Origin of the sequence: Prosthecodimorpha staleyi (genome assembly GCF_018729455.1) — a bacterium.
Taxonomy (GTDB): domain Bacteria; phylum Pseudomonadota; class Alphaproteobacteria; order Rhizobiales; family Ancalomicrobiaceae; genus Prosthecodimorpha; species Prosthecodimorpha staleyi.
Map to the genome: position 1 here is coordinate 147,633 of NZ_JAHHZF010000001.1, position 23,522 is coordinate 171,154.

Sequence of the window (23,522 nt, forward strand, 5' to 3'; positions counted from 1 at the left end):
ACCCGCCGACCTCACCCGGAGCCGTTACACCCGAACGCGCCCCTCCCCCTCGACGAGGGCCGCCCACCGACTAAACCGGCGCCGGGCTCCGCCTTACACGACCTGCACCTGCACCACGCCCGGCACCGCCTTCAGCGCGCCGGCGACCTGCGGCGAGACGCGCCACTTGCCGGGCAGCTTGACCTCGACCTCGCGCTCGCCCGCCCCGACCAGGAGCACGAAGGAGACCTCGCCCTCCCCGCGCGGCTCGAGCTGCTTGCCGAGGCTTTCGATCGGCTTCGGATCGCGCAGGAAGATTCGCAGGTTCTGCTTCGAACGGCTTGCAATGACTTCGAGAGGTTCGACCTTCTCGATGCGCACGCTGATGCCCTCCGCCCGCTCCTCGGCATTGGCGTAGAGAATGATCGAACGCCCGGTCTCCAGCAGGTCGCGGTAGTTGGAGAGGCCCTCCGAGAAGATCACCGCCTCGTACTGTCCGGTCGGATCCGACATCCGCACGATGCCCATCTTGTTGCCGGTTTTGGTCTTGCGCTCCTGGCGACTGGTCACCGTGCCGGCCAGCCGCCCGAAATTGCCGCCGCGCTTGACCGATTCCTGAAACTCCGCCCACATCTGGACCCGCTGTTCTTCGAGAACCTTGCGATATTCGTCGAGCGGATGGGCCGACAGATAGAAGCCGATCGCCGCATGCTCGCGCTGCAACTGCTCGGCCGGCGTCCAACCCTGCTCGGGAAGCCGCAGCGGCTTCTCCGCCCCGCCCCCCGCGAACATGTCGAAATGGCCGTCCTCGCTGTCCTTGCGGACCCGGTTGGCCTCGCCGACGATCTGGTCGAGGCCGTGAAACAGGCGGCCGCGATCGGGCTCCAGGCCGTCAAAGGCGCCGGCGGCGACCAGGCTTTCGAGCGTCCGCTTGTTCAGCTGGCGCGGATCGATGCGGCGGGCGAAGTCGGAGATGTCGCGGAACGGCCGCTCGGACCGAACGGCCACGAGATGGTCGACCGCCTGCGTGCCGACCCCCTTGACGGCCGCCAGCGCATAGATGATCCGGCCATTGTCCGCGTCGAAGGCGGTGCCCGAGCGGCGGATGTCCGGCGCCATGACGGGGATCGAAAGCCGCATGGCCTCGCGGCGGAAATCGCTCAGCTTGTCGGTGTTGGACATGTCGAGCGTCATGGACGCGGCCAGGAACTCGACCGGATAGTTGGCCTTCATCCAGGCGGTCTGATAGGCGACCAGCGCATAGGCCGCCGCATGGCTCTTGTTGAAGCCGTAGTCGGCGAATTTCGCCAGCAGATCGAAGATGGTATCGGCCTGTTCGCGCGCCAGCCCCTGCTTCAGGGCGCCGTCGACGAAGCGGGCGCGCTGGGCGTCCATCTCGGCCTTGATCTTCTTGCCCATGGCGCGGCGCAGCAGGTCGGCCTCGCCGAGCGAATAGCCGGACAGAAGCTGCGCGATCTGCATCACCTGCTCCTGGTAGACGATGATGCCGTAGGTCTCCTTGAGCACCGGCTCGAGCAGCGGATGCAGATAGTCCGGTGTCTCCAGACCCTGCTTGCGCGCGCCATAGACCGGGATATTGGCCATCGGACCCGGCCGATAGAGAGCGACCAGCGCGATGATGTCCTCGAAACGATCGGGCTTGATGTCGGCGATCGCCTTGCGCATGCCCTGGCTTTCCAGCTGGAACACGCCGACCGTCTCGCCCTTTGCCAGGAGCTGGTAGGTCTTCGGATCGTCGAACGGCAGGGCCGAGAGATCGACCGCACGACCGTGCTCCTTCAGGACCAGCGCCACCGCGGTCTGCAGCACGGTCAGGGTCTTCAGGCCCAGGAAGTCGAACTTCACCAGTCCGGCGCTTTCGACCCATTTCATGTTGAACTGGGTGACCGGCATGTCCGAGCGCGGATCGCGGTAGAGCGGCACCAGGTCGTCGAGCCGCCGGTCGCCGATCACGATGCCGGCGGCATGCGTCGAGGCGTGCCGGTAGAGCCCCTCCAGCTTCATGGCGATGTCGAGCAGCTTCTCGACGATCGCCTCCTGTTCGCGCGCCTCCTGCAGGCGCGGCTCGTCGCTGACCGCCTGGGCGAGCGTGACCGGATTGGCCGGGTTCTGCGGCACCAGCTTGGCGAGCCGATCGACCTGCCCGTAGGACATCTGCAGCACGCGGCCGACGTCGCGCAGCACGGCACGCGCCTGCAGCGTTCCGAAGGTGATGATCTGGGCGACCTGATCGCGGCCGTATTTCTGCTGGACGTAGCGGATCACCTCGTCGCGCCGGTCCTGGCAGAAGTCGATGTCGAAGTCCGGCATCGAGACGCGTTCGGGATTGAGGAAGCGTTCGAACAGCAGCGCGAAGCGCAGCGGGTCGAGATCGGTGATGGTCAGCGACCAGGCGACCAGCGAGCCTGCGCCCGAGCCGCGACCCGGCCCGACCGGGATGCCCTGCGCCTTGGCCCATTTGATGAAGTCGGACACGATCAGGAAGTAGCCCGGGAACTTCATCCGGACGATGATCGACAGTTCGAAGGCGAGCCGTTCGCGGTAGTCCTGCACGGACAGGCCCGGTGCGGTGCCGTGAATGGCGAGCCGCTGCTCCAGGCCGGCCTCGGCCTGCGCGCGCAATTCCAGCGCCTCCTCCCGCTCGGCCGTTTCCGCATCCTGGCCGACACCGGCGAAACGCGGCAGAATCGGCTTGCGCTTGAGCGGGCGGTAGGAGCAGCGCCGTGCGATCTCGATCGTGTTGGCCAAGGCCTCGGGCAGATCGGCGAACAGCGCGACCATCTCGGCACGACTTTTGAACCCGTGCTCCGGCGTCAGTCGCCGCCGGTCCTCCTCCGCGACGACCCTGCCTTCCGAGATCGCGATCAGCGCATCATGCGCCTCGAAATCCTCGCGGTTGCGGAAAAAGGGCTCGTTGGTCGCCACCAGCGCCAAATGCAGGTCATAGGCGAGGTCGATCAGATCCGCCTCGACCGCCTGCTCGGCCTCGACCATGTGGCGCTGCAGCTCGACATAGAGCCGGTCGCCGAACAAATGCGCCAGCCGTTCAAGGCGGGCCCGAGCAAGGTCGGCCCGCCCCTCGGCAAAGGCGCGGTCGATCGGTCCCCCCGGCCCCCCCGACAAGACGATCAGCCCACCGGCATGGCCGCCGAGGAAGTCGACGGACACATGCGCATCCTCGGTCCCTTCCGTGCCGAGAAAGGAATGCGACACGATGCGAACGAGATTCGCCCAGCCTTCCGCCGTGGCGGCGATCAGCACCAGTGCGGGCCGCTTCGGGTTCAGGGCCGTCCGGCGGCCCGGTTCGACCGGTTCACCGAAATCGACTGCCACCTGGCAGCCGACGATCGGCTGGATGCCCTTCTCGGACGCCTTCTCGGAGAATTCGAGCGCCCCGAACAGATTGCCGGTGTCGACCAGACCGAGCGCCGGCTGCGCATCCGCCTTGGCGGCCTCGATCAGCTTGCCGAGCGGCAACGCCCCCTCGAGCAGGGAATAGGCCGAATGGGCCCTGACATGGATGAACCCGACTTCTCCGCCCACCCGCCCGCTCCGATACCGAACTTCACACCCGACCCCGAACCGCCCCGCGCGCCCCGCCAAGCCGCCCGGTCCGGACAGACCCAGGCACGGACCCGGCCGTCGCGCACCCGATTCGACGTCCCCCGCCCCGGTTCCGACCGCCGAATCAGATGGCGGACGGTCCGGGACGCCCCGGACTCTTCCGCGCAAGGTCCAGCCAAGGCAACGCATCGATCCCGGCCGTCCCCGCAAAGCCGGTGCTTGTGGATAACCCGGCGCTCGGTTATTCCTGTTTTGTTCCGAGCTCAGCCGGCGCGCATGATCACGTCGGCCCAGACCGCCAGCATCGCCATGAAGGACAGCAGAGCGCCCGCCGATACCACCTCACGCATGAACACCATCATGTCGACCTCCCGAAATTGGCCGCCAGCGGCCGTTATCCCCATATTGTTCGTGTTTTGTTCTTTCGTCAATCCCCATTTGATCCACCGGCAGTGCGCCTTCATCCACAGGAGAGATGCGGATCGCGCGCGCCCCGGGCGAGCCAATTCCGGGGCCCGCGCCGGATCCGCTGTTGAAAGATCGAATGAAAGGGACAATGTCCGCCGAAACCGTCTTGTCCGACCGGCCGAACCCGCCTATACACCCCCGCACGCGCCCTTCGTCTATCGGTTAGGACGGCAGCCTTTCACGTTGCAAAGACGGGTTCGACTCCCGTAGGGCGCGCCACGGCATTTTTATATTTATTTTTCAAAGACTTAGTTGAGATTCTACCCCCCCAGGACTTTGTCGGGCCTCTACCCCAGAAGTGGTCTATGGTTTCTCTGCTGTCTGACATTGGTTTCGCAGCGTTTGCCTTCTTGGCCGCAGGTTGCTGGTTTTCGTCCGCAGGCAAGCCACCGCCATGCTCTCCTATTGGGATGGCGTTCCAGACGATGACCCCTATAGGGTCTCCGTCGAACGAAGCGCCAGGATGAACAGGTTTGGTGCGGTGTTTGCCGGCTTCTCTGCGGCAGCGTCTGGCGTGAAGTTAGTTCTTCAAATGTCTTGCTACGCCTGACCATGTCAGTGCCCCACAGCTTGAACCGGCGAGCGGCCGGCGGCTTCGAGCCGAGGATCGGGGCGTAGAGACCAACTTCGTCCCATCAGAAGCCACGAAGCCGGCCTTTCCGTCCACCCTCACGGTGTGCGGAGCCGCGCCTAGCGGCGACCGCGGATGTCGTAGCCTTCGAAATTGAATATGGTGGGCATCGGGAATGCGGGGTTCAAATTGGCCTCGCAGGCGGTCGACCGCCGGGTGCCACATGACCCTACGTCTGATCGGGACCTTCGGTCTTGGACATGGTCGCGTGGAACGCGGCGAAGGACGAGAGGCGCGGGCGAAGGCTCCGGCCTTTCGAAGGGCGACAAAAAGCGCGCACGATCTCGCCTGGCAGTTCAACGAGCGTTCCGGGTTGAATTCGATGTCCGTAAAACCGGCATAGTCAAGAAGCGCGGTGCTCTCCACGGGCAATCGGCTCAGCGCCGTGATATAGAGCCAGTCATAGAAGACCGTCGGCGGATCGAGCGGGTAGTCCGTTCCCTGCAGCTGGAATTGGACGAGGCGGCCCGATCGACGGAGCCGTTCGTCCGTCTTGGCCGACCGGCTGTCGGTCTCGTAAAGGTCGGTATAGGGCCCGCCACCGGCAAAGACCTTGCTGCCCTGGAAGGCGCATTCCACCGTCGTATTCAGCCCCTCGATGTCCGTCCTCAGATTGAACGCACTCAAGGCGCGACCCAAGGCCAGGTCAGATTGGCTGGAAACCTCGAGAACCGGCGCAATGCCGGATTGCTTTGCAGAGTCGCGCAAGGCCAGGACGTTCTTCTTCTTTTGCGATGAGGAGAAGCCTGAATGCCATTTGAATGGCAAGCGAACTTCGTGCACCCAGTGCGGTTCGGCCGGGGTCGGCACGAAGACGGGACGTTCAGCCATCGGCTCATGGTCCTTGTCGGCGTCTATGAGATCAGGCTCGCCCTGGATCCGGCCGGCGACCCGCGACCATGTCAATATTGCCGGGCCGTCCGCTCCGGCAGAGTTCCCGCTAAGCGGGCAGTTCTCTAAAACGCATGGCCTGCCCGTCTGCGCATTTTCACCATCCGACGCCCGCTTGGGCCCTCGATCTATCGGGCCGGATTTCAGCCTTGCACGGTGCAAAGACGGTGTCGACTCGCCCGTGTGCGTGCCGCGCCTCGGAGGTCGCGTCCCGCTCGGGCGGCGTCGCAGGAGAGGTGAACGACGCGGCTTTGGCATGCGTAACCGGCGCGGATCTTCTGCGAATTCGGGCCGCCGGGCACCTGTTGCGATGCCTCGATAATCTGTGCCGCCGACGGCTTCATGCAGGCCTCCGGCAGGCCCGGCGGCGATGTCGAGATCGGCCCCGGTCCTCCCCTCCGGCACCGCCGCTCTCGCTTACCATGACGCGCGTAAGCAGGCGCGAGCCGAGGCAGGTCGTCGGCCGGGCCGGCGCCTGCGCGGTCCGCCGCCACACGATCACGATCCCGGCCGGCCCGGCGCATGACCCGCAGGCCGAAGGTCCTCGATCGAGGCCGGCCCCTCACCCAACGAGCCGCGCATAGGTCTCCGGCTTGAAACCGACCAGGATCTCCGCTCCGTTCATCAAGACGGGCCGCCTGATCAGCGAGGGATGCGCGAGCATCAGGGCGACGGCCTTAGCCTCGGTCAAGTCCTGCCGATCGGCTTCGGGCAGTTTTCGGAAGGTCGTGCCGGACCTGTTCAGGAGCGCTTCCCAGCCGACTGCCGCGATCCAGCCGGAAAGACGATCCGCCGTCACGCCCTCGACCTTGTAGTCGTGGAAGACAGTCTCGATGCCCTGCGCCTCAAGGAACGCGCGCGCCTTCTTCATCGTGTCGCACGCCTTGATACCGAAGATATGGACCAACATCAGGCTCTCCGCGTCGCCAATCCAAATTTCCGCATAATGGAACGGGTTCTTGCGAACCGGAGTACTCGATCATCAATCCAACGACAATATGCTTGGCTACGAACAAGGACATTCAATTAGATTCCCTCGATCGAAAGCCTACCCCACTGAAAACCGGGCAGACAGAATCCGAGAACCTGCTTTCAATCGCAGAATTTCGCTCCTCCGCGTCGCGCCGAGACTCTTTCCCGGCACGAAACGCAGAGGAGCAACCTCTCACTCCCACTCGATGATTAACCGGAGCGGTAAGTATTTGATTTTTCGATGAGTGTAAAACGAAGAATTCGACGATTACCGTCAGATTAATACGCAATTGTTTTTCCACAATAAATGTGGCGCGGTGTGCGGCGTCGATCCATACGCTTGCATTATATACGAAGCGCGGGAAAAATAGCCAGAGCCGATCACAAAAGTTCGCGATTGACTGCGAAACATCGCGCGATGATACCTGCCATGCCTTTCCTCGAATTTGACGCCATGGCCTCACCCGAAAGGCCCCTAACGGGCTTCAAGCTCCCACCAAGAACGACACAGGCATCAGAAGGTCACACCGTCCGGGTCAACGATGTCCTTTTTCCCAACCGTGGCCTCAGACGCGCGCGCATTCTGCTTGCGCAGCTTCGCTGCATACGTCCTTCCGCGCTGTGGCAACTGTTCGGAGGCGAGCGCCAGACCCAAATCGTCCTTACGGATATCGATGAGGTCGGCCAAGCGCTCGACAAGCCCCAGAACTACGAGAATGCCGGCGAGTACACCGTAAGCGCTGTCCCGGTCCCACCTTCCTCCCCGCCGCTTGAAGGCCGATTTTGACGATCCGTTGGAGGATCGTTTTGTGTCTGGACTTGGCCCTAGAGCGTTTCAGCTTGAATCTGAATCGGAGAGGATTCCGGTTTGGTTGAGAGTGTGATTCAAGATGCTGGCTGGGCGGAGGCCAGCATCGGATGGCGCGAGCTCTTTCGAACGATCTGCGTGAGCGTGTGGTGGCGGCGGTTCTGGCGGGCGAGACGACCCGATCGGTGGCGGCGCGGTTCGGCGTGGCTGTGTCGTCGGTGGTGAAGTGGTCGCAGCGTCAACGGGCGACGGGCTCGGTGGCGCCGGCAAAGATGGGTGGCTATCGGCGGCGGATTTTGGAGCCGCACCGGGCCTTCATCGCCGAGCGGATCAGCCAGAACCCACAGCTGACGCTGCATGGGCTGAAGGCCGAGTTGGCGGCGCGAGGTGTCATCGTCTCGCACAACGCCGTGTGGGAGTTCCTGCGGCACGAGGGCCTGCGCTTCAAAAAAAACGATGTATGCGCTTGAGCAGACCAGGACCGACATCGCGCGCCGTCGGCGTCGCTGGCAGATGTGGCAGAAGGGCCTCGACGCCGGGCGCCTTGTCTTCATCGACGAGACCTGGATCAAAACCAATATGGCGCCGATCCGCGGCTGGGGGCCGAAGGGAAAGCGATTGAAGGGCTTCGCTCCCCAGGGTCATTGGCGCACGCTGACCTTTCTCGGCGCGCTGCGCGCCGATGCCCTCACTGCCCCCTGTGTCTTCAACGGCCCGATCAACGGCCGCTGCTTCCGCGCCTATGTCGAGCAACAACTCGTCCCGACGCTGAGGCCAGGCGACATCGTCGTGATGGACAACCTCGGCAGCCACAAATCGCCTGCCATCCGCCAGGCCATACAGGCCGCCGGCGCCAGGCTCTGGTTCCTGCCACCCTATTCGCCGGACCTGAACCCGATCGAGCAGGCCTTCGCCAAGATCAAGCACTGGATGCGGGTCGCCCAGAAGCGAACCGTCGAGGAGACTTGGCGACACGTCGGCGCACTCGTCGAAACCATCTCACCGCGCGAATGCGCAAACTACCTGGCCAACGCTGGATATGCTTCTATCAAAACATGAAACGCTCTAGACTTGAGCCGCGGGCCGAGGTGCGCCGCTTCGAGGTGATCAACGGCTCGCTCAGCCGGCGGCGGTGGACGGCAGATGATCGGGCGCGGATCGTGGCCGAGACGCTGGAGCCCGGGGCGGTCGTGTCCGAGGTTGCGCGCCGGCATGGGCTGACGCCGCAGCAGGTGTTCACCTGGCGCCGGGAGGCGCGCAAGCGGACGGAGGCCGATGCGCTCGCCTTCGTGCCTGCCGTAGTCGCGCCGGAGCCGGAGGCGGAGACCGTCGCGAAGCCGCGCAAGTGCCGGAGGCCTGGCCGGCCGAAGAGCGGCCGCACTCGGAAGCCTGCCGGAGCGGCGATCGAGGTGGAGGCTGCCGGGGTGACGGTGCGGATCGGCGACGGCGCATCACCGGCGTTGGTCGCGGCGGTGATCGGCGCCTTGAAGGGGGTGTCGTGACCCTCGTCGTCGCGGGAACGCCGATCGGCACCGTCCGGGTGATGGTCGCGACGAAGCCGGTGGACTTCCGCAAGGGCGCCGAAGGGCTCGCCACGCTGGTGCGGGAGACGATGGGTGCCGATCCCTTCTCGGGCGCGATCTTCGTGTTCCGCGCCAAGCGGGCCGACCGGGTCAAGCTCGTCTGGTGGGACGGCACCGGCGTCTGCCTGTTCGCCAAGAGACTGGAGGACGGCAGGTTCTGTTGGCCATCGGTCACGGACGGGGTGGTGCGGCTGACGGCGGCCGAATTGCAGGCCCTCCTGGAGGGGCTGGACTGGCGACGGGTGCACGAGACACGAACGGTCGCAAAGCCCCGAACCGCGAGCTGAACCAGCACCACGTTCTGCTGTCAAATCGCTGACGGATATGGTTGAATCGGCCTCGTGACCGACGCGGCCCCGACCCTTCCCGACGATGCCCGAGCGCTCCAGGCGATGCTCCTGGCCGAGCGCGCCGAGAACGAGCGGCTGCGCCAGATCATCAAGGAACTGCAGCGCCACCGCTTCGGGAGGAAGGCCGAGAGCCTGCCCGAGGACCAGCTGCTGCTGGCGCTGGAGGAGGCCGAGCAGGTGGAGGCCGAGGGGCTCGCCGGCGACGAGGCGGCCGACCCGGTCCGGCGGGAAGCTCGGGCCGCCCGGCGCCGCGCCAACCGCGGTGCGCTGCCCGCCCATCTGCCGCGGATCGAACAGGTGGTCGACGTCGAGGACAAGAGCTGCCCCTGCTGCCGCGGACCGCTCCATGCCATGGGCGAGGACGTCTCCGAACGCCTCGACGTCGTCCCCGCCCAGTTCCGGGTGCTCGTCACCCGCCGGCCGAAGTATGCCTGCCGGGCCTGCGAGGAGGTCGTGGTCCAGGGTGAGGCGGACAAAGCGATCGCACTGCGATCGCCCGCCGAACGCACCGGCGCGCCTGATCGAGGGTGGCATCCCGACCGAGGCGACCGTGGCCCACGTGCTGGTGTCCAAGTACGCCGACCACCTGCCGCTCTACCGTCAGGCGCAGATCTATGCACGCCAGGGCATCCGCCTCGACCGCTCGACGCTCGCGGACTGGGTCGGCAAGGCCGCCTTCTTGCTGAAGCCCGTCCACGCGCGGCTGTTTGAGAGACTGAAGGCGTCGGACAAGCTGTTCGCGGATGAGACGACGGCGCCGGTGCTCGATCCGGGCCGGGGCCGTACCAAGACTGGGCAGATCTTCGCCTATGCCCGCGACGACCGCCCCTTCGGCGGGCAGGGTCCGCCCGCCGTCGTCTACCTCTACGCACCGGACCGCAAGGGCGAGACCATCGTCCGGCATCTCGGCGGCTTCGTCGGCACGCTGCAGGTCGACGGCTATGCGGGCTATCGGGTGCTCGCCGAACGCAACGCCGTGCGCTTGGCCTTCTGCTGGGCGCATGTGCGCCGCCGCTTCTATGAACTCGCCCAATCCGGACCGGCACCGATCGCCAGCGAGACGCTCGGCCGGATCGCAGAGCTCTACCGGATCGAGGACGAGATCCGCGGCCGTCCGGCCGAGAAGCGCCGTGCCGTGCGCCAGGAGAAGACCCGCCCGCTCGTCGACGCCCTCGAGCCGTGGCTGCGCGACAAGCTCGGCCTCATCAGCCAGAAGAGCAAGCTCGCCGAAGCGATCCGCTACGCCCTCTCGCGCTGGCCGGGGCTCACCCGGTTCCTGGACGACGGCCGCGTCGAGATCGACAGCAACGTCGTCGAGCGCTCGATCCGACCGATCGAGCTCACCCGCAAGAACGCCCTCTTCGCCGGCTCCGACGGCGGCGGCGAGCACTGGGCGACTATCGCCTCGCTCGTCGAGACCGCCAAGCTCAACGACGTCGACCCGCAGGCTTATCTCGCTGAGGTCATCACCCGGATTGTCGCTGGGCATCCACAGAGCCGGATCGACGACCTGCTGCCATGGGCGTTCCGCAAGGCGGAAGCCGGGGCCGTGGCCTGAGGGCAGCGCTTACAGTACACCGATACCAACACCAGTATCACCTTTTTCGAGCCGCGCGATCGTGCTGGGCGAGGTACCGGCACGCGCCGCCAGATCGGCTACGGCGATGCCTCGGCGCAGGCGCGCGCCGCGAACGTCGTTTCCAAGCCTTTTAAGGGCGGTCCTCGCCTTTGGGGAGCTCACGCAATCCTCCATATATGAATGATATATCCAGATTATCGTTCATATATGACCAATTATCGTAGTTCGGAAATGTAGGTGGCACTGTGAGGTTTCCTCGGCAAACTCCGCAGATGGCAGAGGTTTCATCACTCCATCCTCGTAAGGAACCCCGGAGTGCGAGCAACACGAATCCGGAGCAAAATGTCGGCCTCCATAGGGCTCGGATTCGAATCAGCTGGGCGCGAGCGAATAGCTCGTGCTGCGCCCGCCGCCGTCATCCCTGACCAAAACCCCCGTAACACGAGATCGTTTATGTCGCGCAGGGCCGTGTCCGGCGACACCCTCGTGAGCTTGGCCCATTTCGACGACGTCAGCTTGCCCTCGAAGCCGTCGAGGAGTCGGTTGATCATCGCACGCTGCCGATCGCTCAACGACTGCCCCTCCATCCGCCCCCAGAAGCCAGCCTTGTGTAGAACCTTGCCAAGAATCGCCTCGGCTCCATCAATAGCCCGATCGAGGCAGGCCAGGAACCAAGTGATCCACTCCGTGATATCCAGATCACCCTTCTGCGTGCGCTCGAGCGCGGTGTAGTAATTCTTCCGTTCCAATTGGATCTCGGCCGACATGCTGTAGAAGCGCTGCGGACTGCCCTCGGAGCGAGCGAGTGCCATGTCGGCGATCGCCCGGGCGATCCGTCCGTTGCCATCCTCGAAGGGATGGATCGTGACAAACCAGAGATGGGCAATGGCCGCCTTCAGCACAGGGTCGATGCTTTTTTCGCTCTCGAACCAGGCGAGGAAGGCCGCCATCTCCTCAGGCAATCGTCCCGCATTCGGTGCCTCGAAATGCACGCGCTCGCGGCCATAGGGACCAGAGACCACTTGCATGGGTCCAGAACTTTCGTCGCGCCAGGCGCCGACGGCGATTCTGGTCATGCCGCTTCGCCCTGTCGGAAAGAGTGAGGCATGCCAGTCGAACAACCGCGTCTCGGTCAGCGCCCGGGCATAATTCTGCGTGGCGTCGAGCATCATCTCGACCACGCCTTCGACGTTTCGATCGACCGGAGTGAGCGCGCCGATGTCCAGGCCGAGGCGCCAGGCGATCGACAAGCGCACCTGCTCCTTGTCGAGCTTCTCACCCTCTATCTCGCTCGACTTGACCACGTCCTCGGTCAGAGTGGCGAGAACTGCTTCGGTCCGGAGATCGAAGCCGAGCGCCTCCATGCGACCAATCAGCCGGCCCTGGCGATGACGAACGGCTGCCAGCGGGCCGCTGATCACTGCCTCCGCCCACCTGAACCGTGGCCAATCTTCCAACTCGTGGATATAGACCATATTCACCGCACCTTTCGCGGTGAATATGGTCTTCTTTCTCCGCATGGACAAGGGCAATCACCGCGAAATTTGCGGCGTATGATGCGAGCAATATCCGCATACCCATCCCAGGCAGCTTGAAGCGGGCATCTGAGGCGGTTTCCCAGACCTTGTCGAGAATGCGCGGGCATCTAAACAGGCCCGTTGAGTGGTCTTTCCGTCTGTGAGCGGCCGAGGTGGCTGAACGAACAGGAGAGAGAATTTGTCGAGACCGGGCCGCGGCGGCGGCCAGCGTTCTCTTTGTTCATCGAGAGAGGGAGATCGAAGGCACTGGGCATGAACGCAAGACCGCGAAATGCGGCAACCGTGCCGGTCATTCCTCGACAAAGAAGTCCTCGTCGATACGCTTGAACTCCAGCACGCGGCTCGATCGGACGCCGACGCCGTGCTCGATCATGAGTTCGGTGAGCCTCTTCCCGTCAATCAGGATGACGCGTTGCGGGATGCGTGCGGCAAACTCGACTGCCTGCGGAGAAAACATCGAGGTGGTGACGAAGACGCCCTTCGTCGCACCGAGCCCGACTAGGCTACCTGTGAAAGCCTGAACGTCAGGACGACCAACGGATGTGCCGGGGGTGTAGCGTTTGGCCTGCACATAAACGCGGTCAAGGCCCAGAACATCCTCGTTGATAACGCCGTCGACACCGCCATCGCCGGTTCGACCGAGTTGAGCCGCCGCATTCCGATGCGAACCGCCGTAGCCCATGGCAACCAGAAGATCGACAATCAGCCCCTCGAAGAAGCCCGGTCCGTTCTGGAGGATGCGTTCCAAAAGCTCTATTCGAAGCGCGGCCTGCGTGGCGTTGAACGCTGCCTCGATCACTTCCTCGGGTGTCGCACTGGGCGCTGCACCTTGCGTCGTCGCGCCGACTGTCTCCTCAGGTTGATCGGCCCGGTAGAACTCGCGGAACGCCGGCACGGACAGCAGGTGTTGGGTGTCAAGCTTGGTGGGCGGGTTCGCGAGCAAAGCCGTTCCCGAGGGAGTGATGGCAAACCGGCCACGCTTGGGGGATTCCAGATACCCCGCCTTTGTCAGGTAGAATTTAGCCCAGTGGATCCGGTTGTGCAGGACGCGCTGCTTGCCGCTCGGGAGCATCTGGTCGCGCTCCTCCTGGGGGAGCGCAAACATCGCCGCGATCTCCACTTCCGCAAGCGGAACGGAGGTCTCCCCCTTCGCCGCAATCTGGAGAACTGGGAGCATGAGCGACTGGTAGTCTGGGATGCTCATCTTGTCTCTCCGAACTGCTGTAGAAGACCGACGAGCGTCATGTTCTCCGCGATCGCGTCATGCGGGATCAGAGCGTAGCGCCAAGGCTTGCCGCCGTAGCTCGCTGCATGACCGCTCGCATGCCGGCACCATTCAAGCGCGGAGTCGCGCTTTGCCAACACGTCCGGATCGGTCATCTGGTTTGATGCCTTGGGTTCGAGCATCAAGATGCAGTCATCTGTTTCTGCTACGAAGTCCGGCTGATACTCCTGAAGGTCCGTACCGCTGCGATAGAATAGCTGGAACTGTCCGCGCGCCGGCTTGAACCACTTTTGCGCTTCCCGATCGAGAATGACCGATAGCTTCCGCTCGGCATCCGACTGAAATTTCTGAGTGGGATATAGGCACTTCTGGAACCCGCCAAACAGGTATCGAGCCATGTTGGCCTTGTCCGCGGGGGACTGACGGAAATCGAGCGGCGCCTCCCCAGCCGCTGCCGTATAGGCGCTCTTTCGCAGCTCGGTAAAGCCGCGCGTGACGACGATCTCGTACTCCACCTCGGTATCCTGCCAGAAGTGGCTCTGCATCTGCGCATGAACGAAGCGGGCAATCTCTTGTCTGTGGAGACGCAGGATCTTGCGAACGCCATCTTCCGGGTGCGTGGCCAACAGATGGTTCGCCACCTGGGCCGCAAGATCGTAGAGCAGATCGGCATGCTCGTCGTAGGCCACGTCGTCGAAGTCGATCAGGCCGCTGACGACATAGTCCTCCAGCCGCTGCTCATCGATATTGCCGGCGCCGAGGCCGATGCGGTCGACTTGCCCCGTCCGCAAATGCGCTGCCCATAGCGTTTCATTCGGCACTTCATACCGCATGCGGGACAGGTCGAGCGTGAAGTGATGGAAGCCGGATTTCACTTCGCCCTTCGGCGTAACGAGAATGCGGGGAATATCGATCGTCTGCTGCACGACCAAGTCGACGGTCTTGGCGACGATGGCGGTGAGGTCGGGTAGCTTGGCGATCCCATCCAGCTCCAACTGGGCAGGCCGATACTGGCTTTGAACCTCGCGCAAAACCGCTGCCTGCACCTCGGGCTTCTGTAGGTGTGCGACGCTGGGCAGCCGCGATGGCTCGGTCTCCATCTTGCGGATCACATCATAGGCGATCCGAACCACCTGTTGCTCTTCGTGCGTAAATTCGGCCGACGCCTCCTCGAAACCAGACGCCCCGTTAGCCGGTGCATCGGAGCGCAGGCCAAGCTTGGCGGCGAGCTGAGGCCTGGACTCGACGGTGACCGTCTTCTGCTGCAGCTCTCCTTCGGTCAGCACGACCTGCTGGAGGCGGATGGCCGAATCCGGTTTGCGCGCCTCGTCGACAATTTCCTGGAAGCGGTCATGCGCGACGATGTTCAACCGGTCGACGGCGGTGACACCCGTCCGCCGGCCATAGGGCAGACGCAAGCCGCGCCCGATCGACTGTTCGATGAGCGTACGCGCATTGGCGGCGCGCAATGGCACGATCGTATAGAGGTTGGTGACGTCCCAGCCTTCTTTCAGCATGTTGACGTGGATGACGATCTCGGTCGGTTCTTCCGGGCTTTCGACCTTCAGCAGCCTTTCGATCGTCTCCTCTTCCTTCACGCTGGAATCGACCTGGATGACCTTGTCCGCATAGCGCCCTTCGAAGAAGGCGTTGGATTTGACCAGCGTCATCAGCTCAGCGGCGTGCGTGGTGTCGCGCGCGATCACCAGCATGAAGGGCTTGACGATCCGTTCGCCGGCCTGTCGCGCATAGGTCTCCAATTCGACCTTGACGCTTTCGTGCAAGCGCACGCCGTCTTCCAGTTTGATCTGCTGCAATTGCTCTGGCGACTTGCCAGTTGCGACGAAGTTCTCGCGGGTGACGACCGCGGGCTCTTTCACAAAGCCATCAGCCATGGCGCGGCCGAGCGGATAGTCGAAGATCACGTTTTGGAACGGCGCTGGTCCGCGTGTCGTCTCGACAAACGGGGTCGCGGTCAGCTCCAGCCCCATGACCGGCTTCAACTCGTTGATGGCGCGTACGCCCGCAGTCGCCCGGTAGCGGTGGGACTCGTCCATGATCAGGACGAGGTCCTTCTGGGCGGCGAGGTAATCGAAATAGCTGTTGCCGATTTCCTCGCGGAAACTGCGCATGCGTGGGCTGCGGCCGCCGCGCACTTCGGAATTGATCTTGGAGATGTTGAAGATGTTGATGGTGACCGGGAACAGATTGCCGCCGCTGGCGATCTGCCGCTCGAAATTGTCGCCCGTCGTGATGACCGGGGGCGAAATCGCGAACTCGGCGATGCCCTTCAGGACGTATTTCGGCGTGTTGGGCGTGAAATCGGCGATCAGCTTGTTGTAGATCGTCAGGTTAGGCGCGAGCACGAAGAAGTTGTTGAGGCCGTGCGCCAGGTGCAGATAGGCGATGAAGGCGCCCATCAGCCGGGTTTTGCCGACGCCGGTCGCCAGCGCGAAACACAGGCTAGGGAAGTCGCGCTCGAAATCCGTGACGCTCGGAAATTCGGCTCGGATCGCCGCGAGCGCCGCCTCCAGATCGGAGTCTTTTCGCGGCGGCACCAGTTCGGTGACACGATCGAGAATTTCGAGGGATTGCCGCTGCGGGGCGCGCAAGCTGAGACGGCCGGCGATGGCGTTGACGTGACGGTTCATTGGTCGTCTCCCCCGAGATCGAACAGGCCCGGCTGGGAGGCGGAACGAGACGACGCCTTGTCGGTCGTTTTCGGCGCGGGCGGCGAAGCTTCTCGGGCTGGCGGCGCCTTGGGCAGATTCTCGACATTGAGACTGTAGTCGTCATGGCCCCATTCGCAGCGCTCGCGAATGTGGTTCGGGATCTTCTTCACCGTCAGATTGGGCCAGGCAGACGTATTGCCGCGGAAGGCCGCGCAGAGCACGAGCAGCGTGCATCCCTCGCCAACCTCCTCGCTCAAGGCGTCGAGCTGCTCCGGCGACAGCGTCTGCGTCGTCACATAGATGAAGTCACGCTCCGTCGAGGTGCCATGCTGCCAATAGACGCTATCGCTCGGGGCATAGGTGAAGCCCTCGATCTTGCACAAGGCCTCGGCCAGCATCTCGGCGTTGTAGGCCTTGCTGATGACCTCACGGCCCCACTTGTCCTTTTCGAGGAGCGAAGGCGCCAGCTTGAAATAGCGGAAGCCGCCGCCGCCCTGCCAGCCGGTCACCTCGGTCACGCCGCCCTTGTCCTCACCGTCAATGACCTTCTTCAGGCGCGGAATGATGTGGGTGTGGCAGTGCTCGCCCAGCTCCACCATGATCCAGCGCCGGCCCATCTTGTGGGCGACGGCGCCAGTCGTGCCGGAGCCAGCGAAGGAGTCGAGGACAAGGTCGCCGGGGTTGGTGGCCACATCCAAAACGCGTTTCAAGAGTCGTTCTGGCTTTGGTGTCTCAAATGGCACCCCAGGAAAAAGTCTTTCAGTTTCAAGCTTGGATTCTTGGTTGTGGCCAGCGTCTTCGTACGACCATATACTACGTGGAACAATCTTCTTCGTCTGATCAAGGAACTTTTTGATTCTGGGCATAGTACCTCGCCCATCTTTGCCCCAATATATTAGGTTTTGCTCAACATTTTTTTGATGAGTGTTCCGATCATACGCCCAAACACGCGTCTTGCTAGGCCAGATCTCAAGGCCTGTATTCGGATTAACAATAGGGTAATACAGATTTGGACGCTCCTCTGCGGACTTTGCGCATGTATAGGCTGACGAGTTCCATGCCCCGCGGGGGTCCTCGTCGAGATTCTTGTAATACGATAGCTGCTGTCCAGTTCTGTCGAGTCGATTTGGTGCCCATGTTTCTTTGTTTGCGGCATAGACAAGCACGTGATCAAAATCCGCGCTGAAGTATTTGGCATCGTTGGCAGGTGAAACGCGCTTATGCCAAGCGAGGTTTGCAACAAAATTGAATCGACCAAAAATTTCGTCACAGACGATCTTTAGGTAATGCACCTCGTTATCGTCGATGGTTATCCATAAAGATCCATCAGAGGACATTAATCTCCTGATGATTTCGAGACGATCACGAATCAGACCAAGCCAAATGGAATGCTCCAAGCCGTCGTCATAGTGCTTGAAAGCACTGCCCGTGTTGTAAGGCGGGTCGATGAAGACGCACTTCACCTTGCCGGTGAACTCCTGCTCCAGCGCCTTCAGCGCGAGCAGGTTGTCGCCGAAGATCAGCCGGTTGTCGAAAATGTCGTCGTCGCTCACGCGATGCTTCGCGTGATAGGACTTCTCCGGGTCTTCCAGCAGAATGCGCGGCTCCAGCCGTGGCCGGTTCTCTTTGCCTACCCAGGTCAGTTCGAGCTTTTGTTTTTTGGTCATGCTTGGTCCGTGGCGGCTTGGGCGAGCGCCGGCGCAGCCGCGCTGGCAGGAGGCTGTGGGTTGTGAGCGGCATCCAGCTCTGCCAGTCGAAGAAGGACCTTCTCGGCAAGCGGCTGCGCGTCGGTGAGATTGCGGAAGATGGCTAGAAAGCCGCGATCGACTTGCATTGCCCGGGAGGTCGCGAAGATTACCTCCGAAAGGTGATTGGTCTCCTGCGATATCTCGCGCTCCTCTTCGGCGGTTAGGCCGGGGGCCGCTTTCGCAATGAGCCTTGGCAGACGATGGGCGACGAAGGCCATGATGAAGTAACGGCCGTGTCGGAAAAACATACGGCGGTCATAGGCCGTCTCGGCCCGCTCGCTCCCGGCGAGAATGCGGTCGATGAACTGATAGATACGGACGAGCCGGCAGATCCGAATGCCGGATATCGATGCCGGGAAAAGATTGGAATAAATCGCACCTTCCTGTTCCCATATGCGTCCGATCTCGCGCTTGGCAATGACGACGAAGTCGATCGCGTTCTGCCCGCGATGGCCTCTCCGCGGCCCGTCCGTAACGACGAATGCAAGGCATGCCAGCGCGAGTGCCGCCTCTTCGAGCGTGAACGCATCGTCCTGCCGAATCCGGGATTCCGCAGACGGTCGATAATGGTAGCGAATACCGACTGCCGCGAGTTCCTGTCGTATTCGCTCCTGGTTGGGGTCGAGCGCGGCGAAATCGACGCCCCGCACCTGATTCTGGTAGTTGCGCGCCCGTGTCACGCGCACGGCGAAATCATCGGCCGGATCCGGAACCTCGATGATCGTAATATGCAGCTTCGCGTTTTCAGAGATCGCCGCCGCAAGCGATGCTGTCGTGATCGAGCCGGCGGTCTGGGCGCCATTCACAATGGAGAATGCCGCCAGACCAAAGACACAACGGTCGGCGGAGCCTGGCGCCTGCGTGATAGCAGCCGTTACAGCCGTGATGCCGTTGTTCAGGTAGAAGAAGTCTTCCGGCCGCCGTCGCACCGTTTCCTCAATCGCGACATTCACACCGACCGAACCGAGATAGTGCCGGATGTTGCGTTCGAAGAGCGCGGTTCCATGCTCGGTCACGAGCGCCGCAAGGTCCTGGCCTTTCACCAGCCCATAGACCGCCTTCCGCGGCGCGGTCACACTCGACCATTTCTCCAGGGTGAGACGGACGTCGACGGCTTGGTTTGCCTGCTCGGCGACCATCCAGTCATAGGTCTGCGTGATGCCAACAACGGCGGCGCTCATGCAGTCGGAAAGGTTGTTGCATTGAGCAACGAAAGCGTCGAGATCCGCCTTCGCATGAACGTCCAACGCCTCGCCGAGGAATGGCAGAATCAGGCAGATCTTCACGCCCGGCGTGTCGAGGGCTTCCTCTATTTCGTCCAAGCGGTTCCTCACCGCCGCATTGAACCCGTCGAAGCGCCGCTCCATGAGCGCCTTGGTGCCATTGATGAACTTGAGTGTCTCGGCCTGATTTGGGCCTGTTCCCTGCGGATTATCGGCGTTGTTGGGGCGCTTGTACTTTGATTGGACAACGATGAGCCGTTGCCGCGCGCGATCGAAATAAAGCGCATCGATCCCGCCATCATCACTTCCGTCGACCAGTGCGCCAGCGGCGGTCGCATCCGCGATCCCGCACATTCCGCACAGTGCATAGGCCGCGAGCGAACGTGAACAACGATCAACTTCGTGCTGTTCAACCGTCCATCGCTGAGCGCGTTCCGGCACCAGCGGAAAGAAGCGGTGCCGGAGCGCAGCTTCAATGTGAGCAATTTTCTCCGCAGCATTGGGCATGATTCAATCCAACGTCCAGCGGATGGTGAAAAGGGACGCGACATCGACCTTCTGTTCGAGCTTGGACTCGATCTGGGCGATAAGTTCGGCGCGCTGCCGGTCAATCTGGTCCTGCGCATCGAAGAGGGACCGGCGCTTCTGATTGCGTGTCGCTTCGAGCGTCTTGATCTGCTTCTGCCCCGCGAGCTTCTCTTCAAGGGTCAGGGCGGTCGTGGCAGCACGACGGGCCTCCTTGATGAGCCGATCGATTTCCTTGATCTCTCGCTCCAGCCCTACTTTGAGGTCATCTGCCCAGCCATCGAGCTTGTCAGCTTCGGCTTCGAAAAACAGCGCGTTCCGTTCCGACACGCCTCTGCGGATCAGAGCCTGGCTTTCGCTCAGGGACCGATCGAGACGCATCATGACCCCGCCGTCGGGAGTGACATCCTGCCCGCGCGTGCCATGAATTGTCAGAAGGCGGTCACAGACCTCCCTGCTGAGCAAATCGCCGTCATCCGCGATGCCGGCGAGGAGGATGTGATCCTCCGCTTCGTCGAGCGCTTCAACCGTCATCAGGGATGCGACCAGCCAGCCAGCCTTGCCAATGTAAGGTTCGAGAATGCTGATCTTGCCGGAATGATTGGCGTAGTCGAAACGCACCTCGGCCGGCACGAGCGGACGTTCCTTCGCACGTGCCAAAACGGCTTCGCCCAGAGGATGGTTGAGACGATAGGTATGCGCCTCGCCGGATCGCCTCGGCAACTCGTAAAGCCCGGGCGGAATGGTGGCACCATTCGCCCAATCAGGCCGCTCAGGCAAAGTGAACGATGAATTGTTGTGAAACGTCGCCAATCCGTCGAGCTCGTGGCGGGTCAGGCGCATCAGCCATTGCTCATAGCGATCGAGATAGACCTTCGCATCCTCATCTCGGATACGGAGTTTCTCCCGAACCTCGTCATCGAATTTTTCGAGAAGCTTCTGTCGCGTCTGGCTCATGGCCGCGCCAATTTCGAGACTCAGTTCCAATTGCAATTGATCGAAGGCCGCCCGAATGTGCTCGGGCTGGCGGCACTCCTGGTAAATGCTTGCAATTCTCTTCTCGAAATCTACGCCAGACTCGATCGCGCCCAGGACCTCGTCGCTCGCGCCGAACACCCCTTCGAAGAGCCGAAACTTCTCTGAGAGAAGCTGATAGACGCGCTGATCCGCCTCGTTCTTGCGATTGATGAAGTTCACGACGACGACGTCGTGTTTCTGACCGTACCGGTGACACCTACCAATCCGCTGCTCGACTCGCTGCGGATTCCACGGAAGGTCATAGTTCACGACGAGCGAACAGAATTGCAGGTTGATGCCCTCGGCTCCGGCCTCCGTCGCAATCATGATCTGGCCTTCGTCACGGAAATAGTCGACCAGAGCGGATCTCATGTCGGCGGTTCTCGATCCAGTGACACGATCCGATCCGGCGTGTCGCTCAATCCAGCGCACGTAGATCCCGCGCGAGAGCGGATCGGTGTTCGTTCCATTGAACAGGACGACGCCATCCGCATAGGGGCTGCTGGAGAGGATTCGTTGAAGGTATTCCTGCGTTTTTCGTGACTCGGTGAAGATGATCGCCTTCTCCGCACCGCCAAGTTCGCGCGCCTTCGCGAACGCCACGGCCAATGCCTTGAGGAGCGCCTTGCCCTTGGCGTTATGCTCAATCGACGTCGCCAATTGGGCAAAAGACTTGAGGTCTGCAATTTCAGACTCGATGGCTCTGCGATCGGCATCGGTCAGCGCTTCGTCTTCCGACTCCTCCGGCCATTCGTCGGCCGTCGCATCGAGAGCTTCGAAATCCTCGGAAAGCTCATCCTCCAAAGGTTTCGCGACCGGGTGCGAATCCAGCTTCGCCTGCAGACGCTGCGAAATCGAACTCAGGGCTCCTGCGATCGCGAATGTCGACGACGCCAGCAGCTTGCGAAGGACAAGCGTCATCAGCGATCGCTGCCCAGAGGGTAGCGCCTGCAGATTGTCACGCTGCAGATAGTCGGAAACAAGTTGATAGAGGCGGTCTTCACCGTCTGCGGGTGTAAACTCCTCGACCAGAGGCAGGCGACGTGTATAGGGGATGTATGCCGTCACCTGGCGCCGAAGTGTCCGGTGGCAGATCGGCTTCAGGCGCTCCTTCAGCGCCTCAAAGTTCCGTTTGTCGCCTGGATTCGCGAACTGTTCGCGGAAGCTCTTGACGTCACCAAAGGCATGCTCGTCAATGAAACTGACGAGACCGTACAATTCGAGCAACGAATTCTGGAGTGGCGTGGCAGTCAGAAGGATCTTATTCTTCTGAGCAAGCGCGTTCTTGAGTGTATTGGCAATGACATTCGAAGGTTTGTAGACGTTCCTGAGCCGATGAGCCTCATCAATCACGACAAGATCCCAAGGCACCCGTTGCACGTCCGACGCCTTGGAGCGCGCGAATTGATAAGAGCAGATCACAATGGAATTTTTGACTTCGAAAGGCTGAATAGATCCATCTCGAATGGACTGGTTGTAAGACTTGGTCTCCAGGATCACGCCGGGGAGTAGAAATTTCTCACTCAGTTCTTGGTGCCATTGTTTGCGCAGGTTTGAGGGCGTAATGACCAAGATACGCCGCTTCCGCTCGGCCCATCTCTGAGAGATGACCAATCCGGCTTCAATTGTCTTCCCGAGGCCAACTTCATCGGCGAGCAGCGCTCCCTTTGAAAGGGGCGACGCGAAGGCAAACAGCGCAGCGTCGACCTGATGCGGGTTAAGATCGACCTGAGCGCCGGCCACCGCACCCGCGAGACGTTCCGAACTATCGGGTGCGCACCGTTTTGTCAGCTCGTGAGCCAAGTATTTTGCGTGGAAGTCAGTGATCATCCCGACTCCCACGATCCGCCGCCTCATCGTCCGAAGGCTTGGGGTCATTTTTCGGCGTCGACGGGTTCTGGACAACCTTCTGCGCCTCTATCCAACCATCGAGATCAACCCGCTTGAACCGCCACTGCCCCCTCACCTTGAACGCCGGAATCTCGGCGCGTTGAGCCATCGTATAGACGGTCTTCTCCGCCACCTTCAGCAGGCCTGCCACTTCCGGCAACGTAAGAATTTCATCGGGCATCGGCCGCGCCTCTGGTTAGGGGTTGGCAAAAGATGCCAGAGTCCGCCTGCAAAAGCTAGCTTCCACCACGAATTTGAGAGGAAGCTGGTTGGAAACGCCCCATTCGATCAGAACGGTGCCGGCGGGGCATCCGACGGATCTCTAGCGGTGCAGCCGGTCGGTCGAGAGTCGGCCCCAGACGATGATGGGAGCTGGCGGCGGCGTTCCGATTGCTCCTGCCGACGGTCGTGGCGAGGATGTCCTCCAGTAGCCGGACCTCAACTGGTTGGCGACGAAGCCTCCGATCTGGATCGCTCGGCCCTTGCACCCGGTCTCGCCCTGCCGCGCTTTGATTGAGCAGTCACAGTAGCGATGCCGCCCCATGATCCTGCTGCGCTAAATGTTGAAGTGAAGCCGGCATATCAGACCTCGATTGCTTCGTGTGATCAGTGCGCGTCTGGCTTGACTTGCCGCGCCTTCGAAAACCCCCGGTCAGTAGCGATGAACCGCTCCAGCATGGGCACGATCAGGCGAACAGGATCCGAGGCGATTTGGCCTGCCTCGCGGGCGAGGATTTCGGCATAGGCGGTCAGGTCCCGATGCAGGCTGGCGGGCAGCTCCAGCGTGACCTTTACCGGCTTGTCGTCGGCGATCGGGCCGAGTTTCAGCTTTGCCATC

The 23,522-nt window shown here is 62.2% G+C and carries 16 protein-coding genes, 1 tRNA gene and 1 pseudogene; 5 read left to right on the forward strand and 13 right to left on the reverse strand.

Translation table 11 applies throughout. The annotated features are described in order from the left end of the window. Window positions 1–93 precede the first annotated feature (93 nt). Window positions 94–3,543, reverse strand: coding sequence for a DNA polymerase III subunit alpha (gene dnaE, locus KL771_RS00640; protein ID WP_261966638.1), 3,450 nt, complete (start codon window positions 3,541–3,543; stop codon window positions 94–96). Between the two features lie 633 nt (window positions 3,544–4,176). Between dnaE and KL771_RS00645 the strand changes: the two genes are divergently transcribed. Further along, window positions 4,177–4,251, forward strand: a tRNA-Glu gene (locus tag KL771_RS00645). Between the two features lie 301 nt (window positions 4,252–4,552). On the opposite strand, the gene KL771_RS00650 is transcribed toward KL771_RS00645, so the two are convergent. The 3 genes from KL771_RS00650 to KL771_RS00660 all read right to left on the reverse strand — a co-directional run bounded on the left by KL771_RS00650 (window position 4,553) and on the right by KL771_RS00660 (window position 7,214). Beyond that, window positions 4,553–5,494 carry a DarT1-associated NADAR antitoxin family protein gene (locus KL771_RS00650; protein WP_261966639.1) on the reverse strand — a complete coding sequence of 314 codons (942 nt, stop codon included), beginning with the start codon at window positions 5,492–5,494 and terminating at the stop codon, window positions 4,553–4,555. Between the two features lie 622 nt (window positions 5,495–6,116). Next, window positions 6,117–6,464: an ArsC family reductase gene (locus KL771_RS00655; RefSeq protein WP_261966640.1), complete on the reverse strand. Its 348-nt coding sequence runs from the start codon at window positions 6,462–6,464 to the stop codon at window positions 6,117–6,119. Between the two features lie 576 nt (window positions 6,465–7,040). Then, a complete protein-coding gene (locus KL771_RS00660; protein ID WP_261966641.1) occupies window positions 7,041–7,214 on the reverse strand; it encodes a hypothetical protein in 174 nt (57 codons plus the stop codon). A gap of 230 nt (window positions 7,215–7,444) precedes the next feature. On the opposite strand from KL771_RS00660, the gene KL771_RS00665 reads away from it, so the two are divergent. The 4 genes and pseudogenes from KL771_RS00665 to tnpC all read left to right on the forward strand — a co-directional run bounded on the left by KL771_RS00665 (window position 7,445) and on the right by tnpC (window position 10,825). Next, window positions 7,445–8,393, forward strand: a protein-coding gene (locus tag KL771_RS00665) for an IS630 family transposase (protein ID WP_261966642.1) whose coding sequence is annotated in 2 segments (ribosomal slippage) — window positions 7,445–7,780 and window positions 7,782–8,393 — 948 coding nt in all. Because the reading frame shifts where the segments join, the coding sequence is not laid out codon by codon here. Between the two features lie 29 nt (window positions 8,394–8,422). Further along, window positions 8,423–8,836 carry an IS66-like element accessory protein TnpA gene (tnpA, locus tag KL771_RS00670; protein ID WP_261966643.1) on the forward strand — a complete coding sequence of 138 codons (414 nt, stop codon included), beginning with the start codon at window positions 8,423–8,425 and terminating at the stop codon, window positions 8,834–8,836. Further along, window positions 8,833–9,204, forward strand: a complete 372-nt coding sequence (tnpB, locus tag KL771_RS00675; RefSeq protein WP_390866500.1) for an IS66 family insertion sequence element accessory protein TnpB — start codon at window positions 8,833–8,835, stop codon at window positions 9,202–9,204. The genes tnpA and tnpB overlap by 4 nt, the downstream gene beginning before the upstream one ends. Window positions 9,205–9,309: 105 nt before the next feature. Then, window positions 9,310–10,825, forward strand: a pseudogene (gene tnpC, locus KL771_RS00680) (IS66 family transposase). A 9-nt stretch (window positions 10,826–10,834) separates the two neighbouring features. Here the strand turns inward: tnpC and KL771_RS00685 are convergent. From KL771_RS00685 to KL771_RS00725, 9 genes are all read right to left on the reverse strand, one after another. Beyond that, window positions 10,835–11,020: a helix-turn-helix domain-containing protein gene (locus KL771_RS00685; RefSeq protein WP_261966644.1), complete on the reverse strand. Its 186-nt coding sequence runs from the start codon at window positions 11,018–11,020 to the stop codon at window positions 10,835–10,837. A gap of 113 nt (window positions 11,021–11,133) precedes the next feature. Beyond that, the gene (locus tag KL771_RS00690; RefSeq protein ID WP_315901466.1) at window positions 11,134–12,366 is read right to left on the reverse strand and encodes a Fic family protein; all 1,233 of its coding nucleotides are present in this window, start codon (window positions 12,364–12,366) and stop codon (window positions 11,134–11,136) included. A gap of 307 nt (window positions 12,367–12,673) precedes the next feature. Further along, window positions 12,674–13,588, reverse strand: coding sequence for a restriction endonuclease (locus KL771_RS00695; protein ID WP_261966645.1), 915 nt, complete (start codon window positions 13,586–13,588; stop codon window positions 12,674–12,676). Next, window positions 13,585–16,260 carry a DEAD/DEAH box helicase gene (locus KL771_RS00700; RefSeq protein WP_261966646.1) on the reverse strand — a complete coding sequence of 892 codons (2,676 nt, stop codon included), beginning with the start codon at window positions 16,258–16,260 and terminating at the stop codon, window positions 13,585–13,587. Before KL771_RS00700 ends, KL771_RS00695 begins: the two co-directional genes overlap by 4 nt. Beyond that, window positions 16,257–17,948 carry a site-specific DNA-methyltransferase gene (locus KL771_RS00705; protein ID WP_261966647.1) on the reverse strand — a complete coding sequence of 564 codons (1,692 nt, stop codon included), beginning with the start codon at window positions 17,946–17,948 and terminating at the stop codon, window positions 16,257–16,259. Before KL771_RS00705 ends, KL771_RS00700 begins: the two co-directional genes overlap by 4 nt. Beyond that, a complete protein-coding gene (locus KL771_RS00710; RefSeq protein ID WP_261966648.1) occupies window positions 17,945–19,759 on the reverse strand; it encodes an AIPR family protein in 1,815 nt (604 codons plus the stop codon). The genes KL771_RS00705 and KL771_RS00710 overlap by 4 nt, the downstream gene beginning before the upstream one ends. A 3-nt stretch (window positions 19,760–19,762) precedes the next feature. Beyond that, window positions 19,763–22,624 carry a DEAD/DEAH box helicase gene (locus KL771_RS00715; protein WP_261966649.1) on the reverse strand — a complete coding sequence of 954 codons (2,862 nt, stop codon included), beginning with the start codon at window positions 22,622–22,624 and terminating at the stop codon, window positions 19,763–19,765. Beyond that, window positions 22,614–22,865, reverse strand: coding sequence for a helix-turn-helix domain-containing protein (locus KL771_RS00720; RefSeq protein ID WP_261966650.1), 252 nt, complete (start codon window positions 22,863–22,865; stop codon window positions 22,614–22,616). The genes KL771_RS00715 and KL771_RS00720 overlap by 11 nt, the downstream gene beginning before the upstream one ends. A gap of 425 nt (window positions 22,866–23,290) precedes the next feature. Beyond that, entirely contained in the window at window positions 23,291–23,521 is a 231-nt protein-coding gene (locus KL771_RS00725) for a DUF2274 domain-containing protein (protein ID WP_261966651.1), read from the reverse strand. Between the last annotated feature and the right edge of the window lies 1 nt (window position 23,522).

Excerpts from the sequence above, each read along its gene's own strand:
- KL771_RS00650 (WP_261966639.1), bottom strand. The coding sequence starts at position 5,494 with ATGGCTGAACGTCCCGTCTTCGTGCCGACCCCGGCCGAACCGCACTGG.
- KL771_RS00655 (WP_261966640.1), bottom strand. The coding sequence starts at position 6,464 with ATGTTGGTCCATATCTTCGGTATCAAGGCGTGCGACACGATGAAGAAG.
- KL771_RS00685 (WP_261966644.1), bottom strand. The coding sequence starts at position 11,020 with ATGGAGGATTGCGTGAGCTCCCCAAAGGCGAGGACCGCCCTTAAAAGG.
- KL771_RS00690 (WP_315901466.1), bottom strand. The coding sequence starts at position 12,366 with ATGCGGAGAAAGAAGACCATATTCACCGCGAAAGGTGCGGTGAATATG.
- KL771_RS00695 (WP_261966645.1), bottom strand. The coding sequence starts at position 13,588 with ATGAGCATCCCAGACTACCAGTCGCTCATGCTCCCAGTTCTCCAGATT.
- KL771_RS00700 (WP_261966646.1), bottom strand. The coding sequence starts at position 16,260 with ATGAACCGTCACGTCAACGCCATCGCCGGCCGTCTCAGCTTGCGCGCC.
- KL771_RS00705 (WP_261966647.1), bottom strand. The coding sequence starts at position 17,948 with ATGACCAAAAAACAAAAGCTCGAACTGACCTGGGTAGGCAAAGAGAAC.
- KL771_RS00710 (WP_261966648.1), bottom strand. The coding sequence starts at position 19,759 with ATGCCCAATGCTGCGGAGAAAATTGCTCACATTGAAGCTGCGCTCCGG.
- KL771_RS00715 (WP_261966649.1), bottom strand. The coding sequence starts at position 22,624 with ATGATCACTGACTTCCACGCAAAATACTTGGCTCACGAGCTGACAAAA.
- KL771_RS00720 (WP_261966650.1), bottom strand. The coding sequence starts at position 22,865 with ATGCCCGATGAAATTCTTACGTTGCCGGAAGTGGCAGGCCTGCTGAAG.
- KL771_RS00725 (WP_261966651.1), bottom strand. The coding sequence starts at position 23,521 with ATGGCAAAGCTGAAACTCGGCCCGATCGCCGACGACAAGCCGGTAAAG.